Origin of the sequence: Nonomuraea longicatena (assembly GCF_039525605.1) — a bacterium.
In the GTDB taxonomy this organism is placed as follows: Bacteria; Actinomycetota; Actinomycetes; order Streptosporangiales; family Streptosporangiaceae; genus Nonomuraea; species Nonomuraea longicatena.
The window spans coordinates 38838-52544 of record NZ_BAAAHQ010000015.1 but is presented as its reverse complement, the minus strand read 5'-3'; the positions used below and the strand labels follow the sequence as shown (position 1 = coordinate 52544).

Sequence of the window (13707 nt, the reverse complement as noted above, 5' to 3'; positions counted from 1 at the left end):
CGCTAGCACCGAGAACCGACAAGATCAGGCGAACCGGTAGACGGTGTGGCTGACCAGCCGTTCTCCCGGCCGCAGCACCGTCGAGGGGAAATGGGGCCGGTTCGGCGAGTCGGGGAAGTGCTGGGTCTCCAGACAGAAGCCGGCGAACGCGGAGTACGGCGTCGCCACCCCGTCCAGCATGCTCCCGGTGTAGAACTGCACCCCCGGCTGCGAGGTGGACACGGTCATCGACAGGCCCGTGTCGGGCTCCAGGACCCGGATGCCGCCGTCGAGGACGAAGCAGTGGTCGTAGCGGCCGTCGTACCGCTCCCCTACGGCCACCGGCGAGGTGAAGTCGAACGGCGTGCCCGCGACCGGCGCCAGCTCCCCCGTGGGGATCTTGGTCTCGTCCACGGGCAGGTAGCGGGCGGCGTCCATGGTGACGACGTGGCCGCGCACGTCCCTGCGCCCCGACAGGTCGAAGTAGGTGTGGTTGGTGAGGTTGACGACGGTGGGCGCGTCGGTGGTGGCGGTGTAGTCGAGGCGGACGGCGTCCTCGGTGAGGGTGTAGGTGACGGCCGCGCGCAGCGTGCCCGGATAGCCCTGGTCGCCGTCGCGGCTGACCAGGGTGAGGGTGACGGAGTCCGGTGCGGCGGCGGCCACGTCCCAGACGCGCCGGTCGAAGCCCGCGACGCCGCCGTGCAGGCTGTTGGGCCCGTCGTTGACCGGCAGCGTGTACTCACGGCCGTCGAGGGTGAACCGGCCGTTCGCGATCCGGTTGGCGTACCGGCCGACGACCGCGCCGAAGTAGCGCGAGCGCGTCAGGTAGTCCGCGGGGTCGTCCAGGCCGAGCACCACGTCGAGCCCGTCGACCTCCAGCGACTGCAGGACCGCTCCGTAGGTCAGGACGCGGGCGCGCATCGCACCCGAGGTCAGCTCGATCATCGGGGGGCCTCTCCGGTCGACTCGCGGACGATGAACGCGGTGGGCAGGGTCACCGGCCCGTCGGCCGCGCCGAGCAGCAGGTCGACGGCGGTACGCCCGGCCGCCTCCGTGGGCATCGCGACGGTGGTGAGCTTGGGCCGGTTGAGGCGGCCGGGCAGGATGTCGTCCACGCCGACGACGCTGACGTCCTCCGGCACCCGTACGCCGAGGGCGGCCAGGCCCTCGACGAGCCCGAGCGCGACCAGGTCGTTGTAGGCGAGCACGCCCGTGACCCCGGCCGCGACGACGGCCTCGGCGGCGTCGGCGCCGCCCTGCGCGGTGGGCTGGTTGGGGCCGATCACCGGGATCCCGGCGGCGGCGCGCGCCTGCCGACTGGTCCACGAGCCGCTGGGCCCGCCCAGGTAGGCGAGCCGGGTGTGGCCGAGCGCGCGCAGGTGGGCGACGGCCAGGCGGGCGCCGCGCGCGACGTCCATGAGCACCGACGGCAGCCCGTCGACCTCGCGGTTGACCACGACGAACGGCACGTCGGCGGCCAGGCGCACGATGACCTCGTTCGACAGGCGGGGGCTGCACAGCACGACGCCGTCCACCTGCTTGGTGAGCGTGCGGATGAGCTCCTCCTCCGCGCGCGGGTCCTCGTCGGCGTCGGCGACGAAGACGTGGTAGTCGCCGCTTCTGGCGTGCGCCTGGGCGGCCTTGATGAGCGGCGGGAAGAACGGGTTGGCGATGTCGGCGACGACCAGGCCGAGGTTGAGCGTGCGGCCGGTGGTGAGCGCGCGGGCGGCCCGGTTGGGGCGGTAGCCGAGCGCGTCGGCGGCGGCCATGACGCGACTCCGGGTCGTGTCGTTGACCAGGTGAGGAGCGGAGAAACTCCGCGAGACGGTGGACACGTGCACCCCCGAGGCCCGTGCCACGTCCCTGATCGTCGCGGCCATCCGCGCCTCCCGATGCAAACGGTTGCCTGCACACCTTGACGGCTGCGCCCGCGCCCGTCAAGGTCGATGCAACCGTTTGCGGAGGGAGTGTCGATGGCGCGCACGCTCGTCACCGGTAGCGCGGGACGGCTGGGCCGCAGCGTGGTCACCGCACTGGCGGCGGCCGGGCACGAGGTGATCGGGATCGACCGGTCGCCCGGCACCCCCTCGGCGGCGGCGGCCACCCTGCCCGCCGACCTCACCGACCTCGGGGAGGCGTTCGAGGTCATGACCCGGTTCCGGCCGCACTCCGTCGTGCACCTGGCGGCGATCGCGGTGCCGTTCAGCACGACGGACGCGCTCACCTTCCAGGTCAACACGCAACTCGCGTTCAACGTCTGCGAGAGCGCCGTCCGCACGGGCGTGGCGCACGTGGTGGTGGCCAGCAGCCCCACGGTCATCGGGTACGGGACACCGGGCTGGGGCCCGTCGTACCTGCCGATCGACGAGCGCCACCCGCTCGCCCCGTGGAACGCCTACAGCTTGTCCAAGCAGGTGGCGGAGCAGGTCGTGGCCTCCTACGCGCGGACCTCGCGGACCCGGCTGGCCGCCTTCCGCCCCTGCTACGTCGTCGCGCCGGAGGAATGGGCGGGCGCGGCCACCCAGCAGGGCCACACCGTGGCCGATCGCCTCGACCGGCCGGAACTCGCCGGGGTGTCGCTGTTCAACTACCTCGACGCCCGCGACGCCGCCGACTTCGTCCTCGCACTGCTGGACAGGCTGCCCGTGCTGCCCAACGGCGAGATCTTCTTCGCCGGGGCGCCGGACGCGCTGACCAGGGAACCGATCGCGGAAGCCCTGCCCAGGGTGCTGCCGTCGGCGCGCGGGCTGGCCGACGGACTCACCGGCCCGGTGTTCTCCTGCGAGAAGGCGGCCAGGCTGCTGGGCTGGCGCGCCTCCCGCAGCTGGCGGACGGAGCTGAACCCGTGACCTCGAAGCCCGTGATCGCCGACCTGGTCGTCACGCCGCTGCGCGTCCCGCTGCCCCGGCCATGGGGGCCGGACGTGCCCGACAACCACGTCCTGCGGGTGGACCTCCGTCTGTCGGACGGACGCGTCGGCACCGGCCTGTCCTGGACGCCGCAGATCGGCGCGCAGGCCGTACGAGCGCTGCTCGCGCACGACGTCCGCGACTTCGTCGTCGGCCGCGACCCGCACCCCGAGGTGCTGTGGGACCTGCTGTGGCGGCACCTGCGCGAGGCCGGCGGCGGCGGGCTCACCACGATCGCGATGGCGGGCGTCGATCTCGCGCTGTGGGACCTGCGGTGCGGCACCGCGCCGCTGCCCGACGTGCTCGGACGGCGGCGCGAGAGCGTGCCCGTGTACGGCAGCGGCGTCAACCTCCACTACGCCTTCGACGACCTCGTGGCGCAGGCCCGACGGTGGAGGCGGGCGGGCTATCCGGGGGTCAAGGTCAAGGTGGGTAAGCCGTCACTCGCCGAGGACGTCCGCCGGGTGGCCGCCGTCCGCGAGGTGATCGGGCCGGACACGCTGCTCATGGTGGACGCCAACCAGCGGTGGGACCTGCCCCGGGCGCGGCGGGCCGTCGCGGCACTGGCGGAGTTCGGGCTGTACTGGGTGGAGGAGCCGCTGCCCGCCGACGACGTGGAGGCACACGTACGGCTGCGCGAGTGCGTGGACGTGCCGATCGCGGTCGGTGAGAGCGCGTACACGCTCCACGACTTCCGGCGGCTGCTGGCGTCCGGGGCGTGCGACGTCGTGCAGCCGAACGTGGTCCGGGTGGGCGGGATCACGCCGCTGATGCGGATCGCCGAGTTGGCCAGGGGGTATGACGTGCCCACGTTCCCGCACCTGCTGCCGGAGTTGTCCGGGCAGGTGGCGCTGTCGCTGCCGTTGCCGTGCATGGTGGAGGAGGTGGAGGACGCCTCGTTCGCGGCGCTGGGGGTGGTGGCGGCGCCGTACCCGATCGCGATCGCCGACGGCCGCCTGACCGCCACGGGCACCCCCGGCCTCGGCCTGACCTGGCCCCCACCCGACTCCGGCCGGGCCTGATCCCGACCGTCCGGAAGATCTCCTGGCCCTCGACGGCGCTCACCAGGGTTCGCCCACCGGCCTGATGGTGAACATGCCGCCGACCCGGTCGTGCACCGGGTCGGTCAGGTCGGGTTCGCCCTGGGCGGCGAGCACCGGCCCGGCGTGCGCCTCCGAGTCGTCCCGCGACTCGTACCCGATCGCCGCCGCCTCCTCCAGCGACCACCATCGGCGGGTGTTGTCCGACACGCCCCACACCACGTGGTAGCCGGGCGCCGTCAGACTCGCCTCCACCAGCCGGGCCAGGTCGTCCGGCGAGATCCAGGTCGCCAGTCCGCGCGTGTCGCCGGAGCCGTCGTTGCACGTCCCCAGCCGGACGACGGTGACGTTCATGCCGTACCTGTCGTGGTAGAGGCTCCCCAGCGCCTCCATCGCCACCTTGCTCACCCCGTAGAACGTGTCCGGCCGGGGGAAGGCGTAGTCCTCCAGGACCGAGCCGTCGGCGGGACGCGTGTGGAACCCGGCCGCGTGGTGGCTGCCCATCAGCACCACGTGCCCGGTCCCCTCCCGCCGCGCCGCCTCCAGCAGCACCTGGGTGCCGGTGATGTTGTGGGCCACGATGTGCTCCCACGGGTGCTCGCGGCTCTGTCCGCCGAGGTGGAGGACGGCGTCCACGTCCTTCATCGCCGCCGCCGTCGAGTCCGCGTCGGTCAGGTCGGCGGCGGCGAACTCCTCGCCGGGTGCGAGCGCCCCTTCCGGCCGGCGCAGGTCGGACAGGCGGAGGGCACGGCCCTCGCGGGCGAGGCGGGGCCGCAGCAGGGTGCCGACCTTGCCGGCGGCACCGGTCATCAGGATGCGCATGCGCTCCGTTGTACACAAGTCTGGTCGAAATTCACATCCTTGAATGTTGACCAACGATCAGGCACGTAGTTACGTTCATTTGGACGAGTTCCATATTCAGATTAGTCATCCACATATGTGAACAGGAGGCGGTCTGATGTCACGCAACCTGATCGGGGCCTGCGTTGCCATGGCTCTGGCCGTGACGACGGCGGGTTGTGGGTCAAGCTCCGGTGAGGGGAGCGGCGGCGCCCTGGAGATCTGGATCCGGCAGGTCCCCAACTCCCCCTCGCACAAGACGGCCCAGAAGTTCGTGGCGGAGTTCGAGAAGGCGAGCGGCGTCAAGACCAAGCTCGTCGCCCTCTTCGACGACTTCGAGACCAAGCTCCAGCAACAGGCCCAGGCCAAGGACCTGCCCGACGTGGTCGTCAACGACACCGCACGCCTCGGCAACATGCAGCACCAGGGCTGGCTGCGCGAGGTGGACAGGACGAAGCTCGCGGGCCAGGACAAGGTCTCCGGCCTCGCCTGGAAGGCCGCCCAGGCCGGAGACGGCAAGTACTACGCGGCACCGTTGTCCGCCCAGGCGTTCGCGCTGATCGTCCGCAAGGACTGGCGCGAGAGGCTCAAGCTGGCGCCCCCCAAGAACTGGGACGAACTGGCCGCACTGGCCAAGGCGTTCACCGAGAAGGACCCGGACGGCAACGGCACCGCCGACACCTACGGCTTCGTCGCCCCGGCGGGCACCAAGCGCGGCTACGCCTCCTGGTACGTCTCCTCGCTCGTGTATGCCAACGGCGGCGACTTCCTCAAGGCCGAGGGCGGCGGCAGGTTCACCCCATCGGTCACCGACCCGAAGACGGTCGAGGCGGTCAAGTGGATGCAGGACCAGTTCTGCACCGCCAAGACCGTCAACCCGGGCGCGGTCAGCAACGACACGACCGTCACGCACACCGTCTTCGAGAAGGGCCAGGGCGGCATCTACCTGGTCGGGCCGTACGTGCTGGCCCGGTTCGTGAAGAGCGTGGGCGACGACAAGATCGAGGTCATCCAGGTGCCGAAGGGCCCCTCCGGCGGCCCCGGCACCCTCGGCGAGGGCGAGAACGTCTACCTGATGGCCGGCTCCCGGATGGAGACCGGCCAGCAGAAGTTCGCCGAGTACGCGATCTCCGCCGCCGGCCAGCGAATCGGCATGAACGGCGACGCCGAGGGCCCGATCGTCCGCCTCCCGGTCAACACGGAGGTGGACATGGGCGCCGAGCGCAAGGACGCCCGCTGGAAGGTCTTCGCCGACGCCTACCCGAACGCCGTCTACACACCGCCGGTGCCGGACTGGACACCGTTCAGGCAGAAGGCCGCCGACGCGATCAACGCCGCATGGGCCGACTGCTCCAAGGACGTCAAAGCGTCCATGGAGGAGTTGAACACCGTCTTCGCCGCGGAACTGACGACCCAGAAAGCGTCATGACCGGCACCCTGTCGCCCCCGCGCGCGAAGAGCGCGCCGCACCTCCGGGACATGACGGCCCGGCGGCGCGGCGCGCTGGTCCCCTGGCTGTTCCTGGCGCCCGCGCTGCTGCTGTTCCTGTACTTCAAGTTCATCCCGATCTTCATCATGATGCGGGACAGCTTCTTCGAGGTCCGCCCCTTCCTCGGCAACCGGTGGGTGGGGCTGGACAACTACCGGACGGCCCTCACCGACGGCGCCTTCACCTCGGCGATGTGGCACAGCGCCGTGCTGGCCCTGCTCACCACGGTCGGCTCCATCGTGCTCGGCCTGGTCCTGGCGCTGCTGGTCGAAGGGCCCGCCAAGCACCTGTGGTTCGTGCGGACGGCCGCGTTCCTGCCGGTCGTGACGACGATCGCGGCGGTGGCCGAGGTCTGGCGCATCATGTACCACCCGGGTCCGGACGGCCTGTTCAACTCCGTCGCCGGGTGGCTGGGGCTGGGGCCGATGTCGTTCCTGTCCAGCGAGGACAGCTCGCTGTGGTCGATCATGGGCATGATGATCTGGCGCGGCGCGCCGTACGACATGATGATCTTCGTCGCCGGGCTGGTCGGCGTGGACCGCACCCTGTACGAGGCCTCGGCCGTGGACGGCGCGACCGTCTGGCAGCGCTTCCGGCGGGTCACGCTCCCGGCGCTGCGGCCGGTGTTCTGGATCCTGTTCACGCTGGCGGCCATCAGGGGGCTGCGGGTCTTCGTCGAGGTGTACGTGCTCACGAACGGCGGCCCGAACGGCTCCTCCGAGGTCCTGATGACGCTGATCTACAAGGAGGGGCTGCAGAACAACCGCTTCGGGCTCGCCTCGGCCGCCTCCGTCCTGCTGTTCCTGGCGACGCTGGTGCTCACGGTGCTCGTCCAGGCGCTCCGGAGGAGGCAGGCGCGATGAGGTTCGACACGACGCTCGGGCTGGAGAGCAAGAAGGGGCCGCTGGCCGTCGCGCTCAAGACGCTCCTGTACACGGCGATCGTCGTGGTGTTCCTCGGGCCGCTGGTCGGCCTGCTGATCAACGCCTTCGGCGCGGTGCCGGACCCGACGCGTTTCTCGCTGCCGGACAGCTTCTCGCTCGACAACTTCATCCAGGCGGGCAACCGCAAGGTCTTCCTCTACCTGCTGAACTCCTTCGTGGTGGTCGGCCTCGGGCTGCTGCTGCAGATGCTGGTGAGCGTCTTCGCCGCCTACGCGCTGGCCCGCAAGAGGTTTCGGGGCCTGACGTCCGTGCTGCTGCTCATGCTGGTCACGATGATGATCCCGGAGGAGGTCATCGTGCTGCCGCTGTCGGCGGTGCTGGGCGAGCTGCCGGTGCTCGGCACCCGGCTGATCGGGACGTACGCGGGCATGATCCTGCCGATCGGGGCCTGGGGCTTCTCGATCCTGGTGATGACGGAGTTCATGAAGGAGGTCCCGGTCGAGCTGGAGGAGGCCGCCAGGATCGACGGCGCGGGCGAGCTGCGCACCTTCTTCACCGTCATCCTGCCGCTGTGCCGTCCGGCGATCGGGGTGATCGGGGTGTTCGGCTTCACGATGATCTGGGATCAGTACGTGCTGCCGCTGATCGTGGCGACCGACTCCGACCAGTGGACGCTGCCGATCGCGTTGCGCTCGTTGCGCTCCGACGAGGAGGTCGGCATCGGCGTGCTGCTCGCCGCGTCACTGCTCGCGCTGCTGCCGTCGATCATCGCGTTCCTGGCGTTCCAGAAGCAGTTCATGCGCGGCCTGACCAGCGGCGCCGTCAAGGGCTAGGTGTCCATGTACATGAACGCCATCCAATATTCTGGATCCCATGGAGTCCTCGATGGTCAAGTCAGCCGAGCGGACGGTGCGCATCCTGGAGACGCTGGCCGCCTCCCAGGAGCGCCTCTCGCTGTCCGAGTTGCAGCGGCAGACCGGCTTCCCCCGCAGCAGCCTGCACGCGCTCATGCGCACCCTGGTCGAACTCAAGTGGGTGGAGACCGACAACGCCAGGTCCGCCTTCGGCATCGGCCCCCACGCCCTGCTGACCGGTACGGCCTACCTGGACAAGGACCAGGCGTTGCCGTGGGCGCTGGAGACGCTGGAGGACCTGCGCGACGAGATCGGCCACACCGTGCACTTCGCGCGGCGCGACGGCGCGCACGTCCTCTACCTCGCCACCAGGGAGGCGCGCTGGGCCCACCACGTGATCCCCCGCGTGGGCCGCAGGCTGCCCGCCCACGTCACCGCGCTCGGCCAGGCGCTGCTCGCCCAGCTCACCTCCGACGAGGTCATGGAGCTGCTGCCGGACGAGCTCGTCCGGTACACGCCGTACACGCTGACCGACCACGCGAAGCTCGACAAGGAGCTGGACCAGGTCCGCACCCGCGGATGGGCGCTCGAACGCCAGCAGGGCACCGCCCAGGTGCAGTGCGTCGCGGTCGCGGTCGACTACCGCATCCCCGCGACCGACGCCATCAGCTGCTCGATGTCCGTCCAGGTGGACGACGACGAGGTCATGAAGGCCACCGAGGCGGTGACCCGACACACCCGCAAACTGGCTGCCACCCTGCGCAGGGAGGGCATCCGCTAGAAAGGATCGTTCATGCGTCTTGATGGTGTCCTCTTCTTTCCGGTGACCCCGTTCGCCGCCGACGGCACCGTGGCGGAGGCGGTGCTCGCCGAACACGTCGGGCGCGGCGTCGCGGCCGGGGCGGGAGGAGTGTTCACCGCGTGCGGCACGGGCGAGTTCAACGCGCTGGGCCTCGACGACTACCGGCAGGTCGTCAGGGCGAGCGTCGCGGCCACGGCGGGCCGGGTTCCCGTCTTCTCCGGCGCGGGCGGCGTGCAGGCCCGCGCCCACGCCAGGGTGGCCGCCGAGGAGGGGGCGGACGGGCTGCTGGTGTTCCCGCCGTACCTGGTGTCCTCGCCGATCGACGGCCTGGTCGGCTACGTGCGCGAACTCGCCGAGGAGACCGACCTGCCGGTCGTCGTCTACCAGCGCGGCACCGCCCGCTTCACGCCCGAGGCCGTCGCCCGGCTGGTCGAGGTGCCGAACGTCACCGGCTTCAAGGACGGGCTCGGCGACCTCGACCTGCTCCAGCGGATCATCCTCACGGTACGGCAGGCGACCGACCGCGAGTTCGCCTTCTTCAACGGGCTGCCCACGGCCGAGCTGACCGTCCCCGCCTACCGGGGGCTCGGGGTCAACCTGTACTCCAGCGCGGTGTTCGCGTTCGCGCCGGAGATCGCGCTCGCCTTCTACAAGGCGGTCACGAGCGGGGACGACACGCTCACGCAGGCGTTGCTGACCCACTTCTACCTGCCGCTCGTGCGGCTGCGCGACCTCCAGCCCGGTTACGCCGTCTCGCTGGTCAAGGCGGGGGTACGGCTCAGCGGCCTCGACGTCGGCGGCGTCCGCGCCCCGCTCCTGGACCCCGGCCCGGAGCATGTGGCCGAGCTGGAACGCATCATCACGGCCGGACGCGAGATCGCCGCCCCCTAATGGGCGCCGTCCACCCGGCGCGGGATGCCGAGGGGGTTGGCCTCACGCAGTTCCTCGGGCAGCAGTTCGTCCGGCCAGTCCTGGTAGGCGGTCGGCGCCAGCCACCGGTCGATCGCGGTGGCGCCGACGGAGGTGTGGGCGGGCGCCGTCGAGGCGGGCCAGGGCCCGCCGTGGTGCATGGCCCAGCAGACGGCGACCCCGGTGGGCCAGCCGTTCCAGATGAGGCGCCCGGCCTTGCGGCCGAGGACGTCGGCGACGGACGCGGCCTCGGCGGGGTCCCCGGCGTGGACGGTCGCGGTCAGCGAGCCCTCCAGGGAGTCGAGCACGGCGGGCAGGTCGGCGGGATCGCGGTAGGTGACGACGACGGAGGCGGGGCCGAAGCACTCCTCCGCAACGCGCGGCAGCTTGTCGGCGAAGGAGGCGAGGTCGGTGACGAAGACCTTGGGGGCGACGGCCCACTCCCCCTCGCCGGCGGCGCCCTCGGCCAGCAGGGTGAGCTCGCCGAGGCGCTCGACGCCGGCGAGGTAGCCGTCCCTGATGCGCTCGGCCAGCATGGGGCCGCCGGCCGTACCCGAGACGGCCTCGGCGATGGCGGCGAGCCGGGCGGGGTCGTCGGGGACGAACAGCAGCCCGGGGTTGGTGCAGAACTGGCCGACGCCGAGCGTGAGCGAGGCGGCGAAGCCCGCCGAGACGTCTCCCGCCGACGGCAGGACGACGACCGGGTTGACGCTGCCGAGTTCGCCGTAGAACGGGATGGGCGTCTCACGCCGCCCGATCAGCTCCTGTACGGCCCGCCCGCCCGACACCGAGCCGGTGAATCCGGCGGCCACGACGCGCGGGTGCCCGACGAGGGCGGCACCGGCGTCGAATCCGTGGACGAGGCCGAGCAGGGCGGGGTCCGGCAGCGCCGATCTGACCGCGTCGGCGGCGAGTTCCGAGGTGACGGGGTGGGCGGGGTGGGCCTTGACGACGACGGGGCAGCCCGCCGCCAGCGCGGAGGCGGTGTCGCCGCCGGGTACGGAGAAGGCGAACGGGAAGTTGCTGGCCGCGAAGACGGCGACGACGCCGGGCTTGGCGCGCCGCACGCGGCGGACGTCGGGCCGGGGCGGCGTGAGGGAGGGGTCGGCGTGATCGATGATCGCCTGGGCGTAGCCGCCGTCGCGCAGTACCCGGGCGAACAGGCGGAACTGCCCGGCCGAGCGAGCGACCTCCCCGCGCAGCCGGGCCTCGCCGAGCGCGGTCTCCCGGTCGGCGACGGCCCACAGGTCGTCGGCGCGGGCGAGCAGGGCGTCGGCGACGGCGTCGAGGACGCGGGCCCGTTCGGGGGCGGGGAGCTCGCGCCAGGCGGCGCCCGCCCGGGCCGAGGCGGTGACGACCGCGTCGACGCCGTCCGCGTCCGTCTCCGGCTGCGGCTCGCCTGCGGGCCGGCCGGTCCTCGGGTCGTGTCCGTAGATCATCGATGCTCCTGTCGCTTGACACCCTCGAAGAGCGATTCTTACAGTTGCCGCACCTGTCCACAAACCTGGCGATTGTTCACATATATGGACGGCGGTTCTATGGTCATTCAGGAGATCCGTGTCACGCCCGTCGCCTTCCGGGACCCGCCGCTGCTGAACGCCGCAGGAGTGCACGAGCCCTGGGCGCTGCGCACCGTCGTCGAGGTGGTCACCGACGACGGACACAGCGGCCTCGGCGAGACCTACGGCGACCTGGCCCACCTGGACAAGGTCCGCGAGTGCGCGAAGGCGCTGGTGGGCCTGGACGTGCACCACACCCACGAGATGTACGCGCGGATCAGCGCGATCGTCGGCGACGTCGTCGGCGACCTGCACGGCCTGACCGGGGCCTCCTCCAAGGAGAAGAGCGTCGACCGGGTCTTCTCCCCCTTCGAGGTGGCCGCACTGGACATCCGGGGCAAAGCGGCAAACGTCCCCGTCTGTGATCTGCTGGGCGGGCGGGTGCGCGACGCCGTGCCGTACAGCGCCTATCTGTTCTACAAGTGGGCCGGCCATCCGGACGCCGAGCCGGACCGCTTCGGCACCGCCCTCGACCCGGACGGCCTGGTCGCCCAGGCCGCCCTGCTGATCGAGGAGTACGGCTTCCGCTCCATCAAGCTCAAGGGCGGCGTCTTCCCGCCCGACCGGGAGATCGCCGCGATCAGGGCGCTGCACGCGGCCTTCCCCGGCGTGCCGCTGCGGCTGGACCCCAACACCGCCTGGACCGTCGCGACCTCGGTCCGCGTCGCCCGCGAACTCGACGGCGTGCTCCAGTACCTGGAGGACCCGGCGCCCGAGATCTCCGGCATGGCGCGGGTCGCCCGCGAGAGCGGCGCGCGACTGGCGACCAACATGTGCGTCGTCACCCCCGAGCACCTGCCGCAGGCGCTCGCGCAGGAGGCGATCCAGGTGCTGCTGCTCGACCACCACTACTGGGGCGGCCTCGCCCGCTCGGCGCAGGTCGCGGCGCTGTGCGGGACGTTCGGGCTGGAGCTGTCCATGCACTCCAACTCCCACCTCGGCATCAGCCTGGCCGCCATGACCCATCTGGCCGCCGCCACCCCGAACCTCACCTACGCCTGCGACACCCACACCCCGTGGCAGGACGGCCAGGACGTCGTCAAGCCGGGCGCGCTGCGCTTCGTGGACGGCGCCGTGCCCGTGCCGCCGGGTCCGGGGCTCGGGGTCGAACTGGACAGGGACGCGCTGGCCGCCATGCACGAGCAGTACCTGGCCTGCGGTCTCACCGCCCGCGACGACCTCGGGTACATGCGGCGCTTCCAGCCGGACTTCACCGTGAGAAGGGCCCACTGGTGAACATCGCCTACGCCTACCCCTGGGACGTCGTCGGCGACCCGGCCGCGCCCGAGCGCCTGGCCGGGCTCGGCGTCGAGGCGGTCGCGCTGGCGGCCTCCTACCACTCGACGCGGGCGGCCACGCCGTACCATCCGGGCCACCGGGTGCTCGACGTCGCCCACTCGGCCTTCTACCTGCCGGTCCGGCCCGAGGCGTGGGGCGCCCTGGTGCCCGCCTCTCCGTCGTGGACGGCGCCCGACGCCTACCTGCGCGCCCGCGACGCGCTCACGGCGGCGGGGCTGAAGGTGCTGGCCTGGACGGTGCTCACGCACAACTCTCACCTCGGCGCCGCCCACCAGGAGCTGGTCGTGCGCAACGCGTTCGGCGACCCGTACACGCACGCGCTGTGCCCGGCGCGGCCCGACGTCGTCGATTACTGCGAGCGCGTGGTGCGCGAGATCCTCACCGTCGGCGAGCCGGACGGGATCATCCTGGAGGCGTGCGGGCCGATGGGCTTCGGCCACCAGCACAGCCATGAGAAGACCTCGGGCGCCGACTGGAACGGGCACCTGGCCGACCTGCTGTCGCTGTGCTTCTGCGTGGCCTGCGCGGGCGGCTATCCGGCGGGGGTCCGGGACCTGGTCCGCGCCGCCGTCGACCGGCCGGACCCGGCCGTCGGCAGTGTCGAGGAGGCGCTCGGGGCGGCCGCCGACGAGGTGCGGGCCGCGCGGGTCGGGCTGTCGGCGCGGCTGCGCGCCCGACTGGTGGCCGTGGCGCGGTCGGTGGCGCCGGGCACGCCGATCACACTGCACGCCAACCCGAGCCCGTGGGCGGCGGGGGCGTTCGCCGCGCTGCCGTCCGGGGAGCCGGGCGCGGACGTGCTGGTGGGCAACTGCTGGGGCGATCCGGCGGCGGACACCGCCCGGCTGCGCGAACTGGGCGCGATGGCCGGGCCGGGGCAGCGGGTGGGAGCGTACGTGCTGGTCCTGCCGCCGCGTCCGGCCGACGCCGAGGTGCTCGCGGGCCATCTCGCCGCCTACCGGCGGGCGGGGGCCTCGGAGTTCCACCTGTACCACGCGGGCCTGGCAGGCCCGTCCCGGCTGGCCGCCCTCCGGGCGGCACTCTCCTGATCTCGTACGGCACAGCCGCTCCACCCGCCACCCGCCGACCCCCGCCGAGGGCCTCCAGGAATACGCTCCTCGCCGCGCGATCCCCGGCCGTCACGGC

The 13707-nt window shown here is 72.1% G+C and carries 13 protein-coding genes; 9 read left to right on the top strand and 4 right to left on the bottom strand.

The genetic code is table 11. The annotated features are described in order from the left end of the window. Positions 1–24 precede the first annotated feature (24 nt). Together ABD120_RS15790 and ABD120_RS15785 are read right to left on the bottom strand one after the other, a co-directional pair. Positions 25–924, bottom strand: a complete 900-nt coding sequence (locus tag ABD120_RS15790; RefSeq protein WP_343950631.1) for an aldose epimerase family protein — start codon at positions 922–924, stop codon at positions 25–27. Further along, the gene (locus tag ABD120_RS15785; RefSeq protein WP_343950630.1) at positions 921–1859 is read right to left on the bottom strand and encodes a LacI family DNA-binding transcriptional regulator; all 939 of its coding nucleotides are present in this window, start codon (positions 1857–1859) and stop codon (positions 921–923) included. The genes ABD120_RS15790 and ABD120_RS15785 overlap by 4 nt, the downstream gene beginning before the upstream one ends. Before the next feature lie 93 nt (positions 1860–1952). On the opposite strand from ABD120_RS15785, the gene ABD120_RS15780 reads away from it, so the two are divergent. Next, the gene (locus tag ABD120_RS15780) at positions 1953–2828 is read left to right on the top strand and encodes an NAD-dependent epimerase/dehydratase family protein (RefSeq protein ID WP_343950629.1); all 876 of its coding nucleotides are present in this window, start codon (positions 1953–1955) and stop codon (positions 2826–2828) included. Next, a complete protein-coding gene (locus ABD120_RS15775; protein WP_343950628.1) occupies positions 2825–3910 on the top strand; it encodes a mandelate racemase/muconate lactonizing enzyme family protein in 1086 nt (361 codons plus the stop codon). The genes ABD120_RS15780 and ABD120_RS15775 overlap by 4 nt, the downstream gene beginning before the upstream one ends. A 39-nt stretch (positions 3911–3949) precedes the next feature. Here ABD120_RS15775 and ABD120_RS15770 read toward each other — a convergent pair whose 3' ends face one another. Next, positions 3950–4750, bottom strand: coding sequence for an NAD-dependent epimerase/dehydratase family protein (locus ABD120_RS15770; protein ID WP_343950627.1), 801 nt, complete (start codon positions 4748–4750; stop codon positions 3950–3952). A 136-nt stretch (positions 4751–4886) separates the two neighbouring features. Here ABD120_RS15770 and ABD120_RS15765 point away from each other — a divergent pair, with 136 nt between their 5' ends. Genes ABD120_RS15765 through ABD120_RS15745 form a run of 5 tightly spaced genes read left to right on the top strand, consistent with a single transcriptional unit; the run spans position 4887 to position 9688 of the window. Beyond that, positions 4887–6197 carry an ABC transporter substrate-binding protein gene (locus ABD120_RS15765; RefSeq protein WP_343950626.1) on the top strand — a complete coding sequence of 437 codons (1311 nt, stop codon included), beginning with the start codon at positions 4887–4889 and terminating at the stop codon, positions 6195–6197. Then, a complete protein-coding gene (locus tag ABD120_RS15760) occupies positions 6194–7120 on the top strand; it encodes a carbohydrate ABC transporter permease (protein ID WP_343950625.1) in 927 nt (308 codons plus the stop codon). Before ABD120_RS15765 ends, ABD120_RS15760 begins: the two co-directional genes overlap by 4 nt. Beyond that, positions 7117–7974, top strand: coding sequence for a carbohydrate ABC transporter permease (locus ABD120_RS15755; RefSeq protein WP_343950624.1), 858 nt, complete (start codon positions 7117–7119; stop codon positions 7972–7974). Before ABD120_RS15760 ends, ABD120_RS15755 begins: the two co-directional genes overlap by 4 nt. Positions 7975–8014: 40 nt before the next feature. Further along, positions 8015–8776, top strand: coding sequence for an IclR family transcriptional regulator (locus ABD120_RS15750; protein ID WP_343950623.1), 762 nt, complete (start codon positions 8015–8017; stop codon positions 8774–8776). 12 nt (positions 8777–8788) lie between these two features. Then, the gene (locus ABD120_RS15745) at positions 8789–9688 is read left to right on the top strand and encodes a 5-dehydro-4-deoxyglucarate dehydratase (protein ID WP_343950622.1); all 900 of its coding nucleotides are present in this window, start codon (positions 8789–8791) and stop codon (positions 9686–9688) included. On the opposite strand, the gene ABD120_RS15740 is transcribed toward ABD120_RS15745, so the two are convergent. Then, the gene (locus ABD120_RS15740) at positions 9685–11145 is read right to left on the bottom strand and encodes an aldehyde dehydrogenase (NADP(+)) (protein WP_343950621.1); all 1461 of its coding nucleotides are present in this window, start codon (positions 11143–11145) and stop codon (positions 9685–9687) included. The two genes, ABD120_RS15745 and ABD120_RS15740, sit on opposite strands and share 4 nt — an antisense overlap. A 99-nt stretch (positions 11146–11244) precedes the next feature. Here ABD120_RS15740 and ABD120_RS15735 point away from each other — a divergent pair, with 99 nt between their 5' ends. Next, positions 11245–12501, top strand: coding sequence for a glucarate dehydratase family protein (locus tag ABD120_RS15735; protein ID WP_343950620.1), 1257 nt, complete (start codon positions 11245–11247; stop codon positions 12499–12501). Beyond that, the gene (locus tag ABD120_RS15730) at positions 12498–13610 is read left to right on the top strand and encodes an alpha-amylase family protein (protein ID WP_343950619.1); all 1113 of its coding nucleotides are present in this window, start codon (positions 12498–12500) and stop codon (positions 13608–13610) included. The genes ABD120_RS15735 and ABD120_RS15730 overlap by 4 nt, the downstream gene beginning before the upstream one ends. Positions 13611–13707 lie beyond the last annotated feature (97 nt).